This window comes from Spirosoma panaciterrae DSM 21099, from assembly GCF_000374025.1.
Classification (GTDB): Bacteria; Bacteroidota; Bacteroidia; order Cytophagales; family Spirosomataceae; genus Spirosoma; species Spirosoma panaciterrae.
The window spans coordinates 365,790-388,183 of sequence record NZ_KB893184.1 but is presented as its reverse complement, the minus strand read 5'-3'; the positions used below and the strand labels follow the sequence as shown (position 1 = coordinate 388,183).

The 22,394-nt window shown below is 49.1% G+C and carries 21 protein-coding genes; 11 read left to right on the top strand and 10 right to left on the bottom strand.

Annotation, left to right across the window (positions count from 1 at the left end; translation table 11 throughout):
• Window positions 1–37: 37 nt before the first annotated feature.
• From B153_RS0115865 to B153_RS0115850, 4 genes are all read left to right on the top strand, one after another.
• Window positions 38–2,488, top strand: coding sequence for an OmpA family protein (locus tag B153_RS0115865; RefSeq protein ID WP_020597717.1), 2,451 nt, complete (start codon window positions 38–40; stop codon window positions 2,486–2,488).
• Between the two features lie 61 nt (window positions 2,489–2,549).
• Complete coding sequence (ispE, locus tag B153_RS0115860) at window positions 2,550–3,356, top strand: 4-(cytidine 5'-diphospho)-2-C-methyl-D-erythritol kinase (RefSeq protein WP_020597716.1); 807 nt, start codon at window positions 2,550–2,552, stop codon at window positions 3,354–3,356.
• 54 nt (window positions 3,357–3,410) lie between these two features.
• A complete protein-coding gene (locus tag B153_RS0115855) occupies window positions 3,411–4,025 on the top strand; it encodes a cytochrome c oxidase subunit 3 (protein ID WP_020597715.1) in 615 nt (204 codons plus the stop codon).
• A 130-nt stretch (window positions 4,026–4,155) separates the two neighbouring features.
• Window positions 4,156–6,132: a M1 family metallopeptidase gene (locus B153_RS0115850; protein ID WP_040761478.1), complete on the top strand. Its 1,977-nt coding sequence runs from the start codon at window positions 4,156–4,158 to the stop codon at window positions 6,130–6,132.
• 255 nt (window positions 6,133–6,387) lie between these two features.
• Here the strand turns inward: B153_RS0115850 and B153_RS0115845 are convergent, their stop codons facing one another.
• Window positions 6,388–7,425, bottom strand: coding sequence for a fatty acid desaturase (locus tag B153_RS0115845; protein WP_026262198.1), 1,038 nt, complete (start codon window positions 7,423–7,425; stop codon window positions 6,388–6,390).
• 229 nt (window positions 7,426–7,654) lie between these two features.
• On the bottom strand, window positions 7,655–8,347 hold the full coding sequence (locus B153_RS0115840) for a porin family protein (RefSeq protein WP_020597711.1): 693 nt from the start codon (window positions 8,345–8,347) through the stop codon (window positions 7,655–7,657).
• Window positions 8,348–8,625: 278 nt separating this feature from the next.
• Between B153_RS0115840 and B153_RS0115835 the strand changes: the two genes are divergently transcribed.
• The 4 genes from B153_RS0115835 to B153_RS0115820 all read left to right on the top strand — a co-directional run bounded on the left by B153_RS0115835 (window position 8,626) and on the right by B153_RS0115820 (window position 13,377).
• Window positions 8,626–9,438, top strand: coding sequence for a lysophospholipid acyltransferase family protein (locus B153_RS0115835; RefSeq protein WP_020597710.1), 813 nt, complete (start codon window positions 8,626–8,628; stop codon window positions 9,436–9,438).
• 91 nt (window positions 9,439–9,529) lie between these two features.
• Window positions 9,530–11,821 (top strand): DUF7133 domain-containing protein, encoded by a 2,292-nt coding sequence (locus B153_RS0115830; RefSeq protein WP_020597709.1) that lies wholly within the window; start codon window positions 9,530–9,532, stop codon window positions 11,819–11,821.
• Between the two features lie 15 nt (window positions 11,822–11,836).
• Window positions 11,837–12,664 carry a formylglycine-generating enzyme family protein gene (locus B153_RS0115825; protein WP_245564897.1) on the top strand — a complete coding sequence of 276 codons (828 nt, stop codon included), beginning with the start codon at window positions 11,837–11,839 and terminating at the stop codon, window positions 12,662–12,664.
• A 17-nt stretch (window positions 12,665–12,681) separates the two neighbouring features.
• Window positions 12,682–13,377: a 3-keto-disaccharide hydrolase gene (locus B153_RS0115820; RefSeq protein ID WP_020597707.1), complete on the top strand. Its 696-nt coding sequence runs from the start codon at window positions 12,682–12,684 to the stop codon at window positions 13,375–13,377.
• A 72-nt stretch (window positions 13,378–13,449) separates the two neighbouring features.
• Here B153_RS0115820 and B153_RS0115815 read toward each other — a convergent pair whose 3' ends face one another.
• The 4 genes from B153_RS0115815 to B153_RS0115800 all read right to left on the bottom strand — a co-directional run bounded on the left by B153_RS0115815 (window position 13,450) and on the right by B153_RS0115800 (window position 17,273).
• Window positions 13,450–14,871 carry an inorganic phosphate transporter gene (locus B153_RS0115815; RefSeq protein WP_020597706.1) on the bottom strand — a complete coding sequence of 474 codons (1,422 nt, stop codon included), beginning with the start codon at window positions 14,869–14,871 and terminating at the stop codon, window positions 13,450–13,452.
• A gap of 215 nt (window positions 14,872–15,086) precedes the next feature.
• Complete coding sequence (gene rlmN / locus B153_RS0115810) at window positions 15,087–16,130, bottom strand: dual-specificity RNA methyltransferase RlmN (protein ID WP_020597705.1); 1,044 nt, start codon at window positions 16,128–16,130, stop codon at window positions 15,087–15,089.
• Window positions 16,131–16,219: 89 nt separating this feature from the next.
• Window positions 16,220–16,723, bottom strand: coding sequence for a CvpA family protein (locus tag B153_RS0115805; RefSeq protein WP_020597704.1), 504 nt, complete (start codon window positions 16,721–16,723; stop codon window positions 16,220–16,222).
• Between the two features lie 100 nt (window positions 16,724–16,823).
• The gene (locus B153_RS0115800; protein ID WP_020597703.1) at window positions 16,824–17,273 is read right to left on the bottom strand and encodes a GatB/YqeY domain-containing protein; all 450 of its coding nucleotides are present in this window, start codon (window positions 17,271–17,273) and stop codon (window positions 16,824–16,826) included.
• A 159-nt stretch (window positions 17,274–17,432) separates the two neighbouring features.
• Between B153_RS0115800 and B153_RS0115795 the strand changes: the two genes are divergently transcribed.
• Both B153_RS0115795 and mnmH read left to right on the top strand, forming a co-directional pair.
• A complete protein-coding gene (locus B153_RS0115795) occupies window positions 17,433–18,176 on the top strand; it encodes a pyridoxine 5'-phosphate synthase (RefSeq protein WP_020597702.1) in 744 nt (247 codons plus the stop codon).
• A 71-nt stretch (window positions 18,177–18,247) separates the two neighbouring features.
• The gene (mnmH, locus tag B153_RS0115790; protein WP_020597701.1) at window positions 18,248–19,297 is read left to right on the top strand and encodes a tRNA 2-selenouridine(34) synthase MnmH; all 1,050 of its coding nucleotides are present in this window, start codon (window positions 18,248–18,250) and stop codon (window positions 19,295–19,297) included.
• A gap of 1 nt (window position 19,298) precedes the next feature.
• Here the strand turns inward: mnmH and B153_RS0115785 are convergent, their stop codons facing one another.
• The 3 genes from B153_RS0115785 to B153_RS38255 all read right to left on the bottom strand — a co-directional run bounded on the left by B153_RS0115785 (window position 19,299) and on the right by B153_RS38255 (window position 20,557).
• The gene (locus tag B153_RS0115785) at window positions 19,299–19,835 is read right to left on the bottom strand and encodes a hypothetical protein (RefSeq protein WP_245564896.1); all 537 of its coding nucleotides are present in this window, start codon (window positions 19,833–19,835) and stop codon (window positions 19,299–19,301) included.
• Window positions 19,836–19,944: 109 nt separating this feature from the next.
• The gene (locus B153_RS0115780; RefSeq protein WP_020597699.1) at window positions 19,945–20,355 is read right to left on the bottom strand and encodes a putative toxin-antitoxin system toxin component, PIN family; all 411 of its coding nucleotides are present in this window, start codon (window positions 20,353–20,355) and stop codon (window positions 19,945–19,947) included.
• Window positions 20,348–20,557, bottom strand: coding sequence for a hypothetical protein (locus tag B153_RS38255; protein ID WP_040761528.1), 210 nt, complete (start codon window positions 20,555–20,557; stop codon window positions 20,348–20,350). The genes B153_RS0115780 and B153_RS38255 overlap by 8 nt, the downstream gene beginning before the upstream one ends.
• Before the next feature lie 167 nt (window positions 20,558–20,724).
• On the opposite strand from B153_RS38255, the gene prfA reads away from it, so the two are divergent.
• On the top strand, window positions 20,725–21,798 hold the full coding sequence (gene prfA / locus B153_RS0115770) for a peptide chain release factor 1 (RefSeq protein WP_020597697.1): 1,074 nt from the start codon (window positions 20,725–20,727) through the stop codon (window positions 21,796–21,798).
• 72 nt (window positions 21,799–21,870) lie between these two features.
• Here the strand turns inward: prfA and B153_RS0115765 are convergent, their stop codons facing one another.
• Window positions 21,871–22,359, bottom strand: coding sequence for a GtrA family protein (locus tag B153_RS0115765; RefSeq protein ID WP_020597696.1), 489 nt, complete (start codon window positions 22,357–22,359; stop codon window positions 21,871–21,873).
• Window positions 22,360–22,394: the final 35 nt, after the last annotated feature.

Sequence of the window (22,394 nt, the reverse complement as noted above, 5' to 3'; positions counted from 1 at the left end):
AAGGGAGATAGTGCAGTTGGCCGTTGGGGGAATACCGATGCGTAATAAGTGGATCGTATGGATCATAGGCGGATTTCTGTGGCTAAGCAGTTTACAAGCTTGGGCACAGGTGGATTCGTTGCTGCAGCAGGCCGACCGTCTGCTCAGCTATAAGGCCTATGGACGGGCCATAGAAGCCTACTCGCAACTATTAAGCGAGCAGGCCGATCAGCTTACGCCCACACAAAAAATAACCGTGCAAAGTCAACTGGCTTTTGCCTACCGTCAGGTTGGCGACGGGCCCAAGGCGGAACGCTATTACCGGGATGCCCTGGCCGCTAATCCTGAGCCCAACCCTCAGCTACTTTTGCTTTTCGCCCAGACACTGGTTGGTAACGGCAAATTTCAGGAAGGGCAGAAAATGTTTGAGCGCTACGAGCAGCTTAAAGACAAACAACCGCCACGCACAGCGATAACGGCCTCTACAGCAGGCAGCACTTCGGCAAGCGCCCGTAAAGAACCCGTTAAGTATCGACTGGAGTTTCTGGACTTCAACACATCAGGAGAAGAGTTTAGCCCGGCTTATTATCAGGATGGCCTTGTATATGTAGCGGGAAAAAAAGGCGGCTCGGCTATCGAAACCACAGGCAGCGGTGGCGGAGCGGGATACCTGGATCTCTTTTATTTACCGAACCGTAATAACCTCAAGGTAAACAGTATTCTCAATGCTGACGGTACTACCAGCCGCCCGGCCAATCCATCGCCCCGAAACGACCGCTCTACCGAAAGCTATAGCCGTCAAACGCCCAATGATTCGCCAACCATACCCAATTTTGGGCAGGGCATTAATATTTCAGAAGGATTGGGGTATGCTGCCAATGCCAGTTCGCAGAACGTTTCGAAACGCTTTAGCCAGACCCTGAACACAAAATACCATGAAGGGCCAGCCACGTTCTCGCACGATGGCACACAGATCATTTTTACCCGTAACAATTACAATAATGGCCGGGCCAGTAAGAGTTCGGAGGGCGTCAATAAGCTTAAACTGTATACGGCTATTCAGGAAAATGGTGCCTGGACCGACATTGTGGAGTTGCCGTTCAACAGCGATGAATATTCGGTGGGGCATCCGACGCTAAATAAAAGTGACGAATTGCTCTATTTTTCTTCCGACATGCCTGGTGGTTTCGGAGGTACCGATCTGTATGTAACCCGCTTCCAGAATGGCAAATGGAGTCGTCCGGTCAATCTAGGCAGCACCATCAATTCGAAAGGCAACGAATTATTTCCGTTTGCCGACGATGCGGGCAACCTATACTTTGCGTCTGATGGCCGAAAAGGACTGGGCGGACTGGATATTTATTACGCTACTTTAGCGAATGGCATAACGGTTCAGTCGATTGAGCATCTGGATGCGCCAATCAACTCTCCGCAGGACGATTTTGGTCTCATTACCGACGCGAATCGCAAAGCGGGGTATTTCAGTACAAACCGACGTGATGGCAGCGACGACATTTATCGGTTTGTGCGCGAAAGCTCTCTGTATGGATGCCGCGACCTCACCATTCGCCTATACGATACGTTTACCGACCAGCCTTTAGATAGCGTCAGCGTAGTAGTTAAATCCAGCACTGAAGGGCAGCCCGATCAAACACTGGTTAGCGACCAGAACGGTCTTGTTCGTATCTGCCTTCCCGGAAGCAACGCGTTTACCTTCAAAGCCAGTCGCGATGGCTACATCAACAGCACCGTTGGTTTCACAACTCGCTCATTAGTCGATGACCAGCCTAGCCGACTGGAGATCGGGCTACTCAAGCCAACTGTTCCGGTCGATACCATTTCCGACGCCCAGTCGGCTCCTGCCCCTGCACTGACCCGATCGCGCATTCAGGGAACCGTTTTGGGCGAACATAACCGAAAGCCGCTCGCTGGGGTAAAAGTTCGACTTCGTAACGAATGCGATAACTCGACAAGAGAATATGTAACGGGGGCTGATGGCCATTACGCATTCGACATCAATGAAGGCTGCGATTATACATTGATTGCGTCAAAGCCGTCGTTTGGTACCAACACCAGTAAAATCAAGAAGATAGCCCCCAAGGCAAAGCCCAAGGAACTATCCGCTGATCTGAAAATGCTGAGTGTAGGCGACGTAGTGACCATCGATAACATCTATTACGACCTCGATCAGTTCAGTCTCCGTCAGGATGCCATGCGCGAACTCGACAAAGTAGTGGCCACCATGCGCAAATATCCATCGCTAATCATTGAAATCCGGTCGCATACCGACAGCCGGGGCGATGCAGAGCGGAATAAAGCTCTTTCGCTGGAGCGAGCCAAACAGGTTGCCAACTATCTGGTCTCCAAGGGAATTAGCCGACGACGAATGGCTACATTAGGCATGGGCGAATCGCAGTTGGTCAACAACTGCACCGACGGTGTAATCTGTACGGAAGCCGAGCATCAGCGAAATCGCCGAACCGAATTTAAAGTTGTCTCCATCAAGTAAATGATGAACTATAGCAACCTATTTTTACATCATCGTGTAAAAGCTTTAATTCATCGTTCACTTGATTGCGTTTCCTACCTGCAAAATCAATATTGGTCTTCGGATCACCGAAAAACGACCCGACGGCTATCATAATCTCCAGTCATGTTTTTATCCTGTAGCCTGGGGCGATGTCCTGGAAACCATTCCGGCAACCGAATTTAGCTTTAGCAGTAGCGGGCTACCCATTCCGGGCAGTGGGCAAAGCAATCTGTGCGTTCGGGCCTATGAGCTACTTAGAGCCGATTTCGATCTGTCTCCCGTGTCCATGCATTTACACAAGATTGTGCCCATTGGAGCAGGACTAGGCGGGGGATCGGCCGACGCAGCGTTTACACTAAAATTGCTGAACGATCAGTTTGATCTCGGCCTAAGCACGACACAGTTGGAAGATTATGCCCGACTGTTGGGAAGCGACTGTGCTTTTTTTATCCAGAATCGCCCGCTGTATTGTCTGGAGAAAGGTGATGTGTTCTCCGACATCGCGGTCGACCTGACGGGGTATTACATCCTGCTCGTTTACCCAAACCTGGCCATTTCGACAGCCGAAGCCTATGCGGGTGTACGACCCCATCCACCCGAACACTCGTTGTTCGAACAGGTACAGGCTCCAATCGATACCTGGCGCGATACCATCCATAATGATTTTGAAGACAGTCTGTTTCCCAGGTATCCAATTTTAGCCGACATCAAACAACAACTTTACGAAGAAGGCGCGGTCTATGCCAGCATGAGTGGCTCAGGTTCAACGGTATACGGTATTTTTAACGCACCAATAGCCCTACCCGGCCAATTTCAGGCCTACAACGTTTGGCAAGGGAAATTATAAAGCGCTTCCAATCGTTACTAAACCAACGAGTATTGATTAACAACTTCTGTTATCATGAGCAACTTCGTGACCAAACGGCGTGAGCCGTCTCGTTTTATGGTCTGGTTGGGCATCGCCAGCAGTACGATGCTTTTCACCATGTTGTTGGTTACCTACGTCGTTCGTCAAACCGCGTCAGATTGGTCTACTGTAAAATTACCCGTTGTCTTTTTGATTAGCACTGCCGTTATTCTGCTGAGCAGTTTAACCCTCAACAATGCCAAACAGGCATTCTGGCACGAACGGTTCGGGAGTTATCGTACCAACCTGGCCACAACGCTCGGGCTAGGTATTCTGTTTATGCTGCTCCAGGGCTGGGGCTGGCGTGATTTGTTCAAAGCCGGAATCCGGCTGGAAGGGAATCCGGCCGGAGGGTTCATCTACATCCTGTCTGGTCTGCATTTGCTTCATATTCTGGTAGGTCTGATTTTTCTGAGTATAGTTTTAGGAGAAGCTCTACTCCGTCGTCCGTACGTCGACGCCTTTGTGTATAGCGTAAATCCACCGAACCGCCTTAAAATCAAGCTCATCGCTTTGTACTGGCATTTTGTCGATGTGCTTTGGCTGGGCCTGTTTCTGTTTCTATTGGTCCATCATGGAATCAACTGGCAGCTCCCCATACGACCTTAGCTAATTTTAAGGCTTTATACCGTTATTTGTAGTAGAATATGAATCAGAAAGCTGGTTCTACCTTCGCAATCATCATCTGCCAATCGAAAAGTAAGTTCACGCAATTAATCGAGTTACGTATCTGAATTTCATGAGAAAAATCGCTCTTTGGGCAGGCTTCTGGGCATTCTGTGTCTCCTCCTTCGCCCAAACGTCTCCTTCGTCAACATCCACACCGGGTTCCAAATATGACCCACTGGCTTTATTTCACCCGTTGTTCAACATGCAACCGGGCAACGATTATCGCACCGGAAGTGGTGCTCCCGGCCCTAACTACTGGCAGAATCGTTCGGACTATCAGATCAATGTGACCCTCGACGATCAGCAGAATTCCATTACGGGCGAGGTAACGATCACCTACAAAAACAATTCGCCTGAGTCGTTAGCTTATTTATGGCTTCAGCTAGACCAGAATGCGTTCAGCGATACATCGAGAGCCACCAAAACGACCCCCGTTTCGGGCGGACGCTTTGGTAACCAGGGTTTTGCCGGTGGACTCACCATTTCAAGCGTAAGCGTCGATCAAGGCAAGGGTAAATTTTCAACCGTTCCTTACCTCGTTACCGATACCCGCATGCAAATTCGGCTGGCCGAGTCGGTAAAACCCAAAGGCGACGTTATAAAGGTTAAAATTGCTTATTCGTTTAAAATCCCTGAATATGGTTCAGACCGGATGGGGCAACTCCGACGGAAAGATGGTATCATCTACGAGATTGCGCAGTGGTATCCCCGCATGTGTGTCTACGACGACATTGAGGGCTGGAATGTACTACCCTATTTAGGAGCTGGAGAGTTCTACCTCGACTATGGCGATTACGAATATAATATTACCGCGCCCTGGGACCATATTGTGGTGGGTTCCGGTGAACTGCTGAATCCAAACGAAGTCCTGACAGCCGACCAACAGAAACGATTGGACCAGGCTCGTAAAAGCGACCAGACGGTGATTATCCGGGGCAAGGATGAGGTAACAAACGCCAACTCCCGCCCGAAGAAATCGGGAACCCTTACCTGGAAATTCCGCTGTGAGAATAGCCGCGATGTCGCCTGGGCTTCGTCGCGTGCGTTTGTCTGGGATGCTGCAAAAATCAACCTGCCTAGTGGCAAAACCGCCCTGGCCCAATCGGTTTACCCCGTCGAAAGTGCCACCAACGATTCCTGGAATCGCTCAACCGAATACGTAAAAGGCTGCGTTGAGTTTTATTCAAAATACCTCTACGAGTTCAGCTACCCCGTTGCCACAAACGTAGCCGGGATTGTAGGCGGGATGGAATATCCGGGCATCATCTTCTGCGATCACCGGGATAAAAAAGATGCACTTTGGGGGGTTACCGACCACGAATTTGGTCATAACTGGTTTCCCATGATTGTGGGCAATAACGAACGGAAATTCCCCTGGATGGACGAAGGCTTCAACACCTTTATCAACGGCCTGTCGACGGCCAATTTCAATAAGGGAGAGTACAACCGCGAACGGGGCACCATGCACGATCTGGCTCCGGCCCTGGCCTTCCCAACCGAGCCGATTATGACCATCCCCGATGTTCAGCAGCCCAGAGCTTTAGGCATTCTGGCGTATTACAAACCGGGTATTGGCCTCAAACTCCTGCGTGATGTGATTTTGGGTCCCGATCGGTTCGATTTTGCCTTCAAAAATTACGTGCAGCGCTGGGCCTTCAAGCACCCAACACCGTATGATTTCTTCCGCAGCATAGAGGATGGAGCCGGCGAAGACCTAGGCTGGTTCTGGCGCGGTTTCTTTTACGAAACCTGGCGGTTGGATCAGGGGGTTAAAGATGTCAAATACGTGGATGGCAGTGCTGATAAAGGCTCCCTAATCACGATCGAGAATCTTGACAAAATGGCCATGCCAGCCACTATTGAAGTTACTGAAAGTAATGGCAAAAAAGGCCGGGTAAACCTACCCATCGAGGTTTGGCAACGTGGTGGCTCCTGGACGCTTAAGTATAACTCTACATCACCCATCAAAACCGTTGTTGTCGACCCCGACGAGAAACTACCAGATATTAACCCCAAAAACAACACCTGGCGGGCCGAAGCCCAGTAACACCAACAAATCTGCAGACTAACCTGATGTTTTCAAATCTAAATCGGCTAAAGGGGGCTTGGCTCACACTTCGACAAAGTCTCCTTTAGGGGTAAAACAGGTGCAAATGCGTGCAGTGTCTATCTGGTCGAAGAAAAGTTTAAACAGCTTCTACATATAGTTGTAGAAAGTTGATCAGGTCCTTATCCAACAAAAAAGTCCTCGCTATAACAGCGAGGACTTTTTTGTTGGATCATTCAAAATCAAATGCAATAATCAGGCAGCCGTTTTAGCAGGTCTGTTCAAGGCTTGCGACTCAACCAATTCTAAGTCTGGCTTCGACTGGTCGGCTACGGTAACACGACCGCGCTCTTTCCGAACAATACGCGAATACAGCGAAATCTCCTGATCGAACAGAAAACGGAAGAACAACCGAACATACGAGGTATGGTATTTTAGGGTATCGTAATACTCAGGAGCCGACTTTTTAATTTCAGGGAGTTTATTCCAGGGAATAGAGGGAAAATCGTGGTGCTCGTTGTGGAAACCAACATTCAGATTTACTCCGTTCAATTGGCCATAGTAGCTGTAGGTTTCCTGCTCAGGGTCGAGTGTCAGGTAATGTTCCTGAATCCAGCGGGCGCCTAGTGGGTGCAAGCCTACCGAGAAGAACAGACAAAGCAGCAGGAAGGCCAGCGCTTTCCAGCCAAAGAAGAATACGATCACCGCATCGAACGCTACCTGCACGATGATATTGGCCGCCACCCACTTATCGATCACAGCGAGTTCGTGCATTCGAATGGTGCGAATGGCCTGAAAAATCGGGAAGAAAAGCAGCCAGATCGCTTTACCAATGGCGTAATTGTTGATGAGTTTTGCTTCGTACCAGTCGGGCAGGTCGGCATCCAGCTCATGTACACCCTGAAACGCATGGTGTTTGATGTGAAAATTCTTGAACGATAAAGCCGTTGGTAATACCGTTGGCAGGTTCGCGAAAATAGCCGCCCAGGCATTAGCTGTCGGCTTACGGAAAATCAAATTGTGGGCCGCTTCATGAATGCAAACGAATAAGGTGTGGGCCGGAAAGGCGCCAATGAACCAGGCAGCCGCCACCACAATCCACCACGACTGGTCGCGTACTAGCCAGGCCATGCCCACCATCATGGTCACACAGCCCAGAATAACCCAGAACGTAGTTGGGTTTTTCTGACCAATCAACCGTTTAATTTCAGGGTGTGCTTTGAGAATTTGTCGAGTACGGATACGGTGCGGTTCGGTCGAATTTGAACGAACAAAATCTGTGAATCTTGCCATAAATGAGATGTCGCCGGAACAACAGGGCCGCGCAGGCGGCTCAGTGAAAAAATAGACAGTAAAATTAACACAATTAAAGCTGTCAATCCTACTTAGCGAGTCGAAAATTGCCTGATTTTAATCATATTTCCATCCAATAAGAAAGGCGAAGCTGATTAGCTCCGCCTTTACTGATTCAGGTTGATTCAACAAATTCGTGTAGTGGGTGGGATGGTGAATGGTGGATTGGTTAATAACCTATCGGAAATGAGTACCCGATTGACAGCGCTACCCCACGATTCCGAACATTGACATTAACAACGGGTACCTGTATCTGACGAGTAAATCCTTGTGTGTAGCGGCCTTCGAAGAAGAATTTTCCGGGACCCGCATCCATCGCCAGACCTAAACCGCCTACAGCACCAACATCCCAGCGACTCAGTGTACCGCCGTAGTTAACATCCATGTCAAAGGGTTGGGTGGAAAATAAGGCCGAAGCGCGGGTCCGAATTCGCCCATCAACGGCGTAACTTACCGAAGGACCAACAATCAGGTAGGGTTGAACCGCGCCATCCGTCAGATTGATTTTTGCCAGCAACGGAATTTCCAGGTGTTGCGACTGGTAGGCGATGGTGGCACCGATGGGCAGATTAAAGCCCCCCAGGTTCAAATCCACACCTTCTTTTATGGCGACTCCTTTCTGAACGTAAGCAAACTCGGGCCGGAACGACACGCGGTCACTTAGCGGAATATCCAGAAAGATAGCCCCCGTTGGGCCGACCGTTGGGTATAAATCGGGCAGCAAGCTGCTTATGAAATCAGGTTTTGACGAAAAGCCCCAGTTGGCTCCTCCCCGAAGTCCAACTTGGACCTGGGCAAATGAAGAATGTGAACTAACAAGAGCTACAAAGGCAATGACGGTGGCAAGCACAATTCGTTTCATGGTTCTGAAGGGAAAAATTGAAATTGAAAAACTGAGTAACCTGAAGTTGATTGTGTAGAGCGTCGGCAATAGGCAGAAGGTGTATCTTTAAATGGTTTCGTTGGTTAGAGATACAGGAGCTGAAAAGGATTAATCGGATGAAAAAAAATTTTTTAGGTGCAGAAGTTTGTGACTCCGGTCAACGAATGATTTGCTGCTAATCAGGGCGTTGTATTTTTTCTTGAAAACATTGCAGCGTACTTTTAACTTTACCCGTTACCTACGACCCTATTACGAAAATGAACTATATCAAGCCAACTAAATTCAGCTACCTGCCGAAGTTTCTGATGCCGTTGGATATTCTTGGCCTGTTTGACTGCGATCCGTTCGGTAGCTCCCTGCTGCTCAGGCGAATACTTATTTGTATTGTGGGCTGGCTGACCTACGCCCGCTATACGGTCGTTAACCGCATTCAGATCGAAGGCACCGAAAATCTGGAGAACCTGCCCATCAACAACGTTCTGTTCCTATCCAATCATCAGACCTACTTTGCTGATGTCATCGCGTTCTTTCATATTTTCTGTGCTGTAAAATGGGGGTTTCAGAACACCATCGTTCCACCTATGTATCTGTTTGGCCCACGAGCGCGCCAGTATTATGTAGCGGCCTCTGAAACCATGAAGAAGGGCTTTGTTCCGCGTGTATTTTCGGCCATCGGTGCCCTGACCATCGAGCGTTCCTGGCGGGCCGAAGGGCGCGAAGTACAACGAAGTGTCGATACGTCGGCCAATGATAAAATTGCGAAAGCACTGGCCCACGGCTGGGTAGTTAGCTTTCCGCAGGGCACCACAACCCCCTACGCGCCCATCCGAAAAGGCACTGGTCACCTTATCAAGAACAACGAGCCCATCGTAATCCCCGTGGTGATCAACGGCTTCCGTAGGGCTTTCGACAAGAAAGGGCTACGTTTTAAAAAACGGAATACACTTTTGACCGTTCAATTCAAACCACCCCTGCCCTACAGCCCTGACGATACCGTTGATGATCTGGTTGCCCGAGTTCGCCATGCCATTGAACAGGACGCTCCCGAATGGGCGCAGGAGCAACGCTAAGTAACGCGGACATCCTGTCCGCCTAGTTGAGAACAACATATCTTCTGACAATGGGGACAGGATGCCCGCGTCAAAAATCACCCGCTTTACCATGAAATCCCTCTTATTCCCAACCGTATTTATTTCACTTATTGGCATCGCACTTAGTTGCAATAAAACCTCTACGACTACTTCGAAAGGTGATTTTAGCCGAGTTGTGCTGGACACAAATCCATCGATAGAGCCGCTATCGCCCGAAGCGAGTATAGAAAAGATCCAGCTACCACCCGGATTCCACGTCGAATTGGTTGCCAGTGAGCCTATGATTCAGGAACCCGTAGCCATTGCCTGGGATGGTAACGGACGTCTGTATGTGGCCGAAATGAACACCTACATGAAAGACGCCAATGGCACGGGCGAATATGCACCCACCAGTCGGATCAAACGGCTGGAAGATACGGATGGCGATGGTAAAATGGATAAGTCGACCGTTTTTATCGATAGCCTCGTTTTGCCCCGTACCATTCTTCCCGTGGGCGATCAGTTGCTGGTCGGTATCACCAATATTCAGCATATCTGGAGTTATCGGGACACAAATGGCGACGGAAAGGCGGATGAGAAAAAAATCGTTTTTCGAAACGATGTGATCGACTCCCGCAATCTGGAGCACCAGAACGGTGGCCTGATCTGGAACCTCGACAACTGGATTTACCCCACCCGCGACAACCTCCGGTACAAATACAAAGGCGGAAAACTACTAGCCGATACCCTGGTCGATAACATGATTGGCCAGTGGGGTATGACTACCGATAATTATGGCCGCCTGTTTTATTCCGAAGCCGGGCCGGGTCTGCCTGCTGTACAGATTCAGCAAAATCCAGCGTATGGAGCCTTGAATTTTGCCGATCAGTATACCGAAGATTTCACCAAGCCCTGGCCGATTATTGGTAACGTTGATGCGCAGGGCGGTCGGGAGGCCCTCCGCAAAGAAGACAATACCCTGAACAAATACACGGCGGGTTGCGGACAGTCTATTTTCCGGGGAGATCGGCTTCCGGCCGATATGCAGGGCGATTACTTCATTCCCGAACCAGTGGGCCGAATCATCAAACGGGGTAAGGTCATTAACCGAAATGGGAAAATCTACATCGAAGATGCCTATAAACAAAAAGACTGGCTGGCATCGGCCGATATGAATTTCCGACCCATCAACACCTACACGGGCCCCGATGGCTGTTTTTATATTGTGGATATGTATCACGGCATTATTCAGGAAAGCGAGTGGACCAAACCAGGTTCGTATCTGGGTAAAGTCATTCAGGACAAAGGCCTGTATAAAAACCGGGGAATGGGTCGAATTTATCGCGTCGTTCATGACGATTTCAAACGTGACACCCAAAAACCGAACCTACTCAATGAACCGGGTAGCCAACTCGTGACCTATCTGGACCATCCAAACGGCTGGTGGCGCGACAATGCCCAACTGCTTCTGGTTGTTCGAAACGACCAATCCGTTGTTCCGGCACTGAAACAAATTGCGATTGGACAAAAAGCCACCTTATCGAAGGCTCCCAGTCCGTTGGCTCGCATCCATGCCCTCTGGACACTCGAAGGGCTGGAAGCCATCGACAAGCCTACGCTTTTCAAGGCCCTTACGGATACCGATGCGCAGGTTCGTAAAACGGCCGTTTGGGTGAGTGAGGTTTATCTGACGAAAAAAGACCCGGAGGTAATTGAAAAACTGGCGGCTTTAACCGGCGACCCAAGCCCCGATGTTCGTATCCAACTGACCTTATCGCTTCGGAGCCACCCTACCCCTCGAACCCAGGCCCTTGTAAAACAACTACTGGCCGATAACCCCCAGAATGAACTGATGCAGTTTTCGTACAAGACCTTTACGGAATCGCAGAAAATGCTGCTGGCCGAACAGGAACGTACTCGGAACCTGAGCCCTGCCGATCGGGCACTAGTGACGAACGGAGCCACCATTTTTAAACAGTTATGCGCTACCTGTCATGGTCCTGATGGGAAAGGTATTATGGTGGCGGGCAGTACGCAGATGCCCGCTCCGCCACTCGTTGGCTCTCCGCGTGTGAAAGGCGACAAAACGCTGGTTATCCAACTGTTGCTCAATGGCATGAGAGGGCCTTTAGATGGTAAAACGTACCGGGATATGATGCCGTCGATGGGTAGCAACGATGACAAATGGATTGCGTCGGTACTTAGTTACATTCGGAATAGTGGCGAATTGGGCAACAAAGCCTCGGTCGTAACACCCCAGGAAGTGGCCGAAGTGCGGGCTACAACGCCCGTTATCCCTGGTGGCATGACCCAGCAGGAACTGGAAATATTTAAGCTGGGCCGTGCCGAACGAACCAACTGGAGCAAACCCGAAGCGAAATAATCCCCGTATCGGCTCATGATGAAAACACTTCGAATCAGTTGCTTCCTTATTGGATTGACAGCTCATCTTATGGCTCAGCCGACTACATTTACCAATTCGGTCGGTATGGAGTTTGTACGTATCCAACCGGGAAGCATGGTGGTTGGTCGCTTTCAGCCCCCTTATCCCAAAGCCCCCCTGTCGGACGAAGCGGCTAAAAAAAATGGGGTTCAATGGACGCAGGCCGAGTACCAGCTTGCCGAAAAACTAGTTAATCAGGATGCTCGCCCAGGGTTTACAGTTAGGATTCGGAACCCCTATTATATCGGCAAATTTGAAGTAACGCAGGCTCAGTGGAAGCGTGTGATGGGTACAAACCCATCTCTGTTCCAGGGGAACCGCGTCAAGGACGATGCCGACCAGCATCCGGTAGAACAGGTCACCTGGCAGGATACTCAGAAATTCCTTGCCAAACTGAACACCATCGACAAGAACCACCACTATCGACTGCCTACCGAATTTGAATGGGAATATGCCGCCCGTGCCGGAGCCGACGATGATATTCCCTGGAAAACGATCTGGGCATCGGCACAGATGGGTTCGCCGACGACCACTAGTGTAGGGCAGAAAACACCCAACGCCTGGGGCTTATACGATACGCTGGGCAACGTTTGGGAATGGGTACAGGAATACTACAATGGAAAACTCTTTGCTGATCCAACGCCCACTCGTTCGGGGATACAACACGTTTTGAAAGGAGCCTCGTTTGTCGGCGATGTTAAAAATGCCACGTACATGACCCACGCTGCTGGTCCTGGAAACGGTTGGGATGTCGGCTTTCGGGTTGTCATGGAAGCCAAGTAATAACCTCACCTGAACTCATGCACTTGCAAAAAATAACGTTCATTCTCTATCTCTCGCTGGTCGCTTGTCTGGCACACGCCCAGGTCGGAAAAATACCCACAGGCTTCATTCCCCTTTTCAACGGTAAAGACCTGAAAGGATGGCATACCAGTCGGACATCGCATCAGGGCACAACGGGCAATTTTTATGTCGAAAACGGAGTCATCACGCTGAAGCAGCACCCGTACGGGCAGGGAGGTATCCTGCTCACCGACAAGAAATACGGCAACTATGAACTGTATCTGGAGGCCAAAATTGATTCATTCTGCAACGGTGGTATTTTTCTGCGCTCCACCGAAAGCGGCATGGCTTATCAGGTTGAGCTGGCGACACCCGGTGGCCTGGGCGATCTGCTGGGCGAGCGCATGAGCGTGAGTAAAGGTGCGCAGGCCACCCATATCGCTAACGTGTGGAAGGCAGGCGATTGGAACACCTTTCGCATACGTATGGAAGGCGCCATTCCTCGTATTCGATTGTGGGTCAACGACGAGCTTATGTGGGATGTGACCGAGCCGAAAAATGATTTCATAGCCGATGCTACCTCGGGTATGATTGGGCTACAGGCGCACTGGTCGGCAGTGTATTCGGCAGCCGCAGACGCGTTCAATATGGCAGGCTCCTGGAAACCGGGCGCTGCTCACCGCTTCCGAAATATCGCGATTAAAGAACTGTAGAGGGCGAAATTCCACCGAGTTGAAAGCCTAAGACTTGGCTTTCAACTCGGTGGAATTTCGATCACCTTATAGTTACAGCAACCAGCGGAAGAAAATATAGAGAGAAAATGAAAGTAGAATCGAAACAGGCAGGGTAAGCACCCAGGCCAGCGCAATATTCCGAATGGTATCGGCCTGTAGGTTTTTGACCCCTTTGCTGGCCACCATGCTCCCGGCAATCCCCGACGACAGCACGTGTGTGGTACTTACCGGAAGCTTCAGCCAGGAAGCAAACCCGATCATACTGGCGGCAACCAATTCGGCCGAAGCCCCCTGTGCGTAGGTCAGGTGTTGTTTACCAATCTTCTCTCCTACGGTCACCACAATCCGACGCCAGCCGATCATCGTTCCTAAACCCAGCGACAAGGCAATCATCAGAATAACCCAGAAAGGGGCATAGTCCGTAAACCGGCGTAGTCCGCTTTCTTCGCCCAGGCTCTTGTTCAGTACGGCCATTTGAGCCGCACTAACATTAGCCCCTTCATCGGCCGTAATCTTTTTCATATTGCTGTTGATCAGCAATAAATCTTTCCGAACGTCCAGCCGTTTTTCATTGGGAATCTTGTTATCGACCAACGGCCCATTTATGAGCTTGCTCAGTTCAGCTAATTCTGATCGGGTTTCAACCAGCCGTTCCCGGTTGGCGGGCGAAAGCTGGCTCGAATCCAGGGTAGCAATGGTCTGTTCAATTCCGGCAATATTGGTTTGCATCAGCCGTGGATCAAGCTCAGATTTTATCGCAAAATGGTAAGGCACGATGCCAATCAGAATCAGCATAATCAGGCCTACTCCTTTCTGCCCATCATTGCTACCGTGAAAGAAACTCACCAGCGAACAGGTCAGAATCAGGACGCCCCGAATCCAGGAGGGCGGTTCTGTATTTTTCTTCGGCTCTTTAAAAAGCTGATCTTTAACGTCCTGGGATACGGATCGACGCAGTACGAACATCAGCACAATCGCCAGACTAAACCCTAACAGGGGTGACAAGAGCAATGCTTCGCCAGTCTCGATGGCTTTATCCCAGTTGACCGCTGCGCCGGTCTTATTTTCCGGAAGGGTAGAAAACGCCAGTCCAACTCCCAGGATTGAGCCAATCAGAGTATGCGAACTGGAACTGGGAATGCCAAAATACCAGGTGCCCAGGTTCCAGATAATAGCACTCAGCAACAAGGCCAGCACCATGGCTACACTATGATACACATTCTGATCGACCAGCAGTTCGACCGGCAACAGGTTAACAATCCCCATGGCTACGCCAATACCTCCCAGCAGTACACCCGTAAAATTGCATATCCCAGACCAGACGACCGCCACGGTGGGTTTCAGAGAATTGGTGTAAATAACCGTAGCGACGGCGTTGGCAGTATCGTGGAAACCATTGACAAATTCGAAGGCACAAGCAGCAAATAAGCTGATAAAAAGGAGGATAAAAACATCCGTTTCTAATCCAAACATAAGTGGAGTATCTTCAGTAAGTAGGCTAACAGTGGGTCCGTAAGCCAATGATTGCCACAAAAGTACGTCAAACTGGTCAGAGCAATGTTAACAAATTGTTAAGTAGAGACGCCGTGTATGAAGTCTCATGTGTGTCGGCCAGCCCATCCCCTCAACAGTAGATCACCCCACAAACCAACATACCATCTGGTCAGGAGACGCGAAGTGTCGCGTCTCTACTTTTTACCGGCCAATTGGCCGCAGGCGGCATCAATATCTTTCCCCCGACTTCGGCGGACATTGACCGTTACGCCTTTGGTATCCAGAAAGCCCGCAAACTTATCCAGCGTTTTGGGGTCCGTATTTTTGAAGTTGGCTTCGGCAATCGGGTTGTATTCAATAATATTCACTTTGGCAGGCACGCGTTTGGTAAATTTCCAGAGTTCCTGGGCGTCCTGAAGGGTATCGTTGAAGTTATAGAAGAGAATATATTCGAAGGTGATGCGTGTACCTGTCTTTTTGTAAAAATACCCCAGCGCATCGCCCAGAGCCTCCAGCGTGTTGCTTTCATTAATGGGCATAATCTGGTCGCGCTTCTGATCATTAGCCGCGTGCAGCGAGAGCGCCAGATTGAACTTAACCGCATCATCGCCCAGTTGGCGGATCATTTTGGCAATTCCAGCCGTCGATACCGTAATCCGCTTGGGCGACATGCCCAACCCATCGGGCGAGGTAATGCGGTCAACCGATTCCAGTACATTTTTGTAGTTGAGCAAAGGTTCGCCCATGCCCATGTACACAATGTTTGAGAGCGGGACATTATAGTTCTCTTTGGCCTGTCGATCAATGGTTACCACCTGATCGTAGATTTCAGCCGCATCCAGATTCCGCTTGCGATCCATGTAGCCTGTTGCACAGAATTTACAGGTCAGCGAACACCCTACCTGACTCGATACGCAGGCTGTCATACGATCTACGTCATCGTTGCGAAGCGCCGGAATGAGTACCCCCTCAACCAGATTGCCATCGAACAAACGAAACGAGGATTTAATAGTCCCATCGCTGCTGCGTTGTTCCTGATCGACAGTGAGCGGGCGGATTTCAAAATGTGCTTTTAGCAGTTCCCGCGTTGGCAGAGAGAGGTTTGTCATCTGCTCAAATGACAAGGCCGATTTTTTCCAGAGCCATTCCTGAATTTGTTTGGCCCGAAATCCCTGCTCACCGTGTTGGGTTAGCCAGTCTTTGAGTTGGGAGGTATTTAGTTTACGGATGTCCTGCATGGTCAATGATTGAATGATTGAGTGATAGAATGATTGAATAGCTGACGCAAGAACCTATTCAATCATTCTATCACTCAATCATTCATTAATTATTTTTCGGCTCGCCACTTTTTTCCGGCTTCCAGCCCTTTCGGTACCCAAACAGCGGCCTTATCCATAACTTTTGGCGCAATGGGCCGTACATAGGGGTACAGAAAAGCGTTTTCGGTATAACGCGCGGGTATGACGACGTTCATGTAGCTGAACAACCAAAGGATAACACTAATTCCAAACACCCAGGTAAAAAGCCCAACCGTAGCACCAGCCACGCTATCGAACGTCCCGAGTAGGGTATATTTCAGAGAGCGCCGAAGGGCCAGCCCCAACTGATTGACCATCAGCACCGTCGGAAAGAAGATTATGGAGAAACCCAATAGGGGCAAAACCTTTCGGGCCAGTTCGCGGCTGATGTACGGACTGAGCAGATCAATGCCGAACGCCAGAAACTTAAGCCCAACAATCATGGCTACCACAAAGGCGATAATGGCCACAATTTCGACCAGCAGCCCTTTGCGGTAGCCGTTAAAAGCCCCCCAGGCCAGGGGAATAAACATGAATACGTCGAGGCTGTTCAAAGAGCGAAAGAGTGAATGGCGAAAGAGCGAAAGAGTGATCCAGCCTTTTCGCTCATTCACTCTTTCGCTCTTTCGCTCTTTAAGAAAGTAGTTGCTTCACCATAGCCGAAATGGCTTTGCCATCGGACTGACCGGCGAGTTCCTTGGTAGCTACACCCATTACTTTACCCATATCCGACGGAGCCGATGCCCCAATGCGGGCCATGATTGCCTGAAGTTTTTCTTTCAGTTCGCTTTCCGACAATTGTTTGGGTAGATAATGCTCAATAACGGCTATTTCGGCTTCTTCAACGGCCAGCAGATCAGCGCGATTTTGCTGACGGTAAATATCCGCCGAATCTTTACGTTGCTTTACTGCCTTCGTTAAAATCCGGGTTTCATCTTCGGGTTTAAGATCGCCGGTTTGACCTTCTTTGGTTTCCTCCAGCAGAATCATTGACTTTACGGCCCGTAAGGCACGAAGTTTATCCTGATTTTTTGCCAGCATGGCCTGCTTAATATCGGCGTCTATTTGTTGCTTCAGCGACATAATTAAAAAGCGAAAGAGTGAATGAGCGAAAGAGCGGACACAGGTATCTGAACCTTCGCTTGATTGGCAAAGTTACAAATTTGTAATTCGTATTTCGCTCCGCTATGGTGAGCCGATTTCACTCATGCACTCTTTCATTCTTTCGCTCTTTAAGAAAAGATGACTCGTTTATCTGTTAATATCAACAAAATAGCTACACTCCGCAATGCTCGCGGTGGTAATAACCCAGACTTAGTTCAGGTTGCTCTTGATTGCGAGCGATTTGGTGCACAAGGCATTACGGTACACCCCCGCCCCGACGAACGGCATATCCGGTATCAGGATGTGCTGGATCTGAAAGAGGTCGTGACAACTGAATTCAATATTGAAGGCAACCCAGACGACCGTTTTATCGAGCTTGTCAAACGCGTTAAACCCGATCAGGTAACCCTCGTTCCCGACGCGCCTGATGCCATCACGTCGAATGCAGGCTGGGATACGGTCCGTTATGCAGAGCACCTTCGTCAGTTAATTGCTCTTTTTAAGGAAGATAATATTCGTGTTTCTATTTTCGTGGATGCTGATGAGCGTATGGTCGAAGGGGCCAAAGCCGTTGGTACTGACCGGATTGAATTATATACCGAACCGTATGCAACCCATTATGCAGTTAATCGGGAAGCAGCCATCGCTCCTTTTGTTAAAGCGGCCCAACGGGCTAACGAACTGGGGCTGGGACTAAATGCAGGGCATGATCTGAGCCTGGAGAACCTCCGGTATTTCGATGAGCACATTCCCGGACTGCTGGAGGTCTCAATAGGTCATGCACTGATTTGCGATGCTTTGTATTATGGCCTGGAAAATACCATTCAGATGTACCGACGCTGTCTGAACCAGGATGTATATGATTCAACTGAAAAACTCTGATTGGTTCTTTATTAGCTTTCTTTGAAAGCCTGTCAAGGTCGGTCAGTCAAATCAGTTAAATCCCGGTTCAGATGGTTCATCAACTTGCTGTTGACGATTTTTTAGAGAAAGCCCGACGGCTTCCGGTAATCGATGTTCGGTCGCCAGCCGAGTATCAACATGCCCATATTCCTGGCGCAGTCAGTATTCCGTTATTCAATAACGATGAACGGGCACAGGTAGGGACCAAATACAAGCAAGCGGGAAAAGATGCTGCAGTATTGCTGGGGCTTACCATGGTAGGGCCCAAGCTGGCCGATTTTGTCGTGCAGTCCAAAAAGGTAGGCCCTGTCGATAAAGAGGTACTCGTTCATTGCTGGCGGGGCGGTATGCGAAGTGGCTCATTTGCCTGGCTCCTCGACACCGCCGGACTTACAGCCTCAACGCTCGTGGGCGGCTACAAAGCCTACCGCAATGCAGTGTTATCGTCGTTTGCAGAGCCTTATAATCTGATCATTCTGGGCGGGAAAACAGGAAGCGGAAAAACGGACATTCTGAAAGAACTAGTCCAACAAGGCGAACAAATCATTGACCTGGAGGCTCTGGCCAATCACAAAGGGTCGTCGTACGGTGCCATTGGGCAAAAGCCTCAGCCTAGCAACGAGCAGTTCGAAAACCTGATTTTCTCGCAGGTAAGATTGTTAGATCCTTCCCGGCGCATCTGGCTTGAAGATGAAAGCCGAAGCCTGGGCAGTTGCTTTATCCCGTTATTGCTCTGGCAGCAAATGCAACAGGCCACTACCATTTTTGTAGATGTACCGAAAGCCCAACGAATCCATCGGCTCGTAACCGAATATACAGGTATCGATCACACTCTGCTCGTAGAAGCTACCGAACGAATCCGAAAACGGCTGGGTGGGAAAGCTACCCAGGATGCACTTGCCGCCTTAGCCCGACAGGATTATGAAGCGGTAGCCGATTTAACGCTGGCCTATTACGACAAGGCGTACATCCATGCGCTGGCCCAGCGCGATCCGGCACGTATTCAGTCGATAGAAACGGGAGAAGACAATCCGACAGAAACAGCCCGGCAGCTTATCCAGTGGGCCAACGCCCAACTGGCCAGCGGTGTTCTGCGGTAATTTATTTCCTGATTGAGGCATTCATCCGCCGAACTACTTCGCGCTTGCGGAAGCCTATGTGCCAGACAGCAAACGGTACTTCCTGCTTCCCAAAGCAGGCTTCACAGATGGGACTTTCGGCCGGAACTGCCAGATTATAAATAAATAAAGTGTCTGACGTTTTTTGGATATTTGCAGCGGCAGTCTGCTTCTGTTTAGCGGTGTAGAGATAAGCGGCCAGAATTTCGCGCTCCTTCGGATGAATGGCTTTATTCTGAATGTCGGCTGGTCCTAGCAGGCGGATGTCTACCGCATAACGATCCTCAATCGCTTTGGTCCGGCTCAGATTCTGCAATTGACAGAGCTTAGTTCGTGCGGCTGGGTCCGTTGTTTTCTGAAGAGCCGCAGTAAGTTCCTTTTGCACGGTAGCGCTCACCTTACCACCCAGATTATCAATCGTTTCGATCAGGTCGGCATCGGTGACTCGTTTGATTTTCGAATCGGCCATTTCCTGTTTCAATTCATTGGTATACTGCACCCTCTCGGGATTACAGGACATTAAAAAAGAGATTGATAAACTAAGAAGTAGTAATACACGGATCATAACGAAGCCTGTGAGTATACAATTTGGTAGCTAAAAAACACTTTATACGTTCGTTTAGCCTGTATCATAGTACTAGCAAAAATTCCTCTGCTTTAATGACTGAAAGCTTCGGAAAGTTAACAGATGAAAGAACCTCAAAATGCTTATCATCTGAAACAATGTAGTGAGCATTGCCCGCAAAAGCACAATCGACGAATTTATTGTCGTCTCGATCAACCGTTATTAGATTGAGAGTGAAGTAAGGTTCAATCCGTTCTACATTGGGAAGTAATAACAAAAAATCTAAAAATGTATGAGCTGTAGCTGTACCATAAAAACGGGTAATCAACTCTTCATATTCTAAAAGGATCTCATTTGAAACGACCATTTTGAATTCTTCTTCATATAATCTGTCGATTATGCGTTTCAATGAAGACTTACTTGATATAGCTCGTAAAACAACATTCGTATCAAGAACAACACGTACTTCAGGCATCCCTATTGGATTGCTTAAAAAACTCATCCGAGTATCCTTTCTCCTCCCAAACCTGGTCAGCTTCCTTGCGGAGTCTATCTAAAAAGAATTTAGCCATCACTTTTTTCAGTTCAAGTAGTGTTTCATCTGAAACACCTCTTGCGTAGAGCTTCAATAACTCCATCTGAACATTCGATAAAGGTGGCTGCAAATTGCCAGTCATATTCCTCATTAGATTATATATAAACAAAAATAATAAAATCAGCCCAATCCTGTTAGCAGAGCAACGTATCTCTAAGCCCAACTGAGAGGATTTTCGTAACTTTGTTTTTTATTTAATTGTCTTATTCGTTGCCATTCTGATTGGTGTGGCAAGTAAAGTTATAGATCATGCTCGAACAGCTAGAAGCCATTCGTGAACGCTTCGATGAAGTATCTCAACAAATTGTGCAGCCCGAAGTTGTTTCGGATCAGAAACGCTTCATGAAGCTGAGTAAAGAATACAAAGATTTAGAAAAGATTGTCGTGCAGTACCAGGCCTATACCCAACTGCTCGAAGAAATAGAGAACGCCAAACAGATTATCTCTACTGAAAAAGACGAAGATTTCCGCGAACTGGCCAAAGCTGAACTGGACGAACTCCTCCCCCGCCGGGAAACCATGGAGGAAACGCTCAAAGAGATGCTGATTCCGAAAGATCCCAACGACAGTAAAAACGTTATTCTCGAAATTCGTGGCGGTACTGGTGGTGATGAAGCGGCCATCTTCGCGGGTGATCTGTTCCGTATGTACCAGCGTTTCTGCGAGAAAATGGGCTGGCGCATGTCGTTAGTCGATTACACGGAAGGTACGTCGGGAGGCTACAAAGAGATTGTGTCCGAAATTGAAGGCGAAGACGTATATGGGAAGCTCAAGTTTGAATCGGGCGTCCATCGTGTACAACGCGTACCCGCCACTGAAACCCAGGGACGTATCCATACGTCTGCGGCCAGTGTCGCGGTTCTGCCGGAAGCGGAAGAGGTCGATGTTGAACTGAACATGAACGACATCCGCAAGGATACGTTCTGCTCATCGGGAGCAGGTGGTCAGTCGGTCAACACAACCTATTCGGCGGTTCGGCTTACGCACATTCCAACCGGGCTGGTCGTTCAATGTCAGGATGAACGCTCACAGTTAAAAAATTTCGACAAAGCCCTGACTGTTCTACGCTCCCGGCTGTACGAAATCGAATTGCAGAAGCACAACGAAGCGATTGCCTCTCAACGTAAAACGATGGTAGGTAGTGGCGACCGCTCCGATAAAATCCGTACTTACAATTACCCACAGAGCCGCGTAACCGACCACCGTATCGGCATGACGGTCTATAACCTTCCGGCCGTGATGGACGGCGACATCGGTGATTTCATTGAGCAGCTTCGGATTGCTGAAAACGCCGAACGACTTAAAGAGGGGGCAAGCGCCTAAAACGACCCTGTAGTAACGACTAAAGCCCTATCGCCCGGAGCCATTGAGTCAATGGTTCCCAGCGATAGGGCTTTATAGATTTAGTAAGCTCTTCAGTCGTTCATAGAAACCCGTATCTCGAAAGGTAAATTGCTTGTGCAATACATAGTTACTAACAAAGCTCATCCCCATACCGATAATCTGGGCAACAAGCTTATTGATGTTTACCTCTTTTACGGAAAATGGAATCAATACGGTCAGTGGTTTAAAATTGTTGACCGAAAAATCATACACTATGGAAGCTCCATAAACGGTGATGAGGCAGGAAATGATGGAAACAAGCGTAAACTTAATCGCTTCCCGCTTGGTCTGGGCTGAGTTTCGGGCGTTGAAGGCAAACAGTTTCGTCAGCACAAACCCAACGAAAAAAGCGACAACATAACCGATCAATAAAGCCTGCCGGTAACTGATCTGAAACCACTCCTGCAATAAACTTCCGGCAATTAACTGCAATGAAGCCCCAATGGCAGCAACAATAAAATAAGCCAGTACATCCCGGCGATTAAAAAGCTCACTTGCCATCGATACGTACAAAAAGACAAGTGAAAAAATAATAG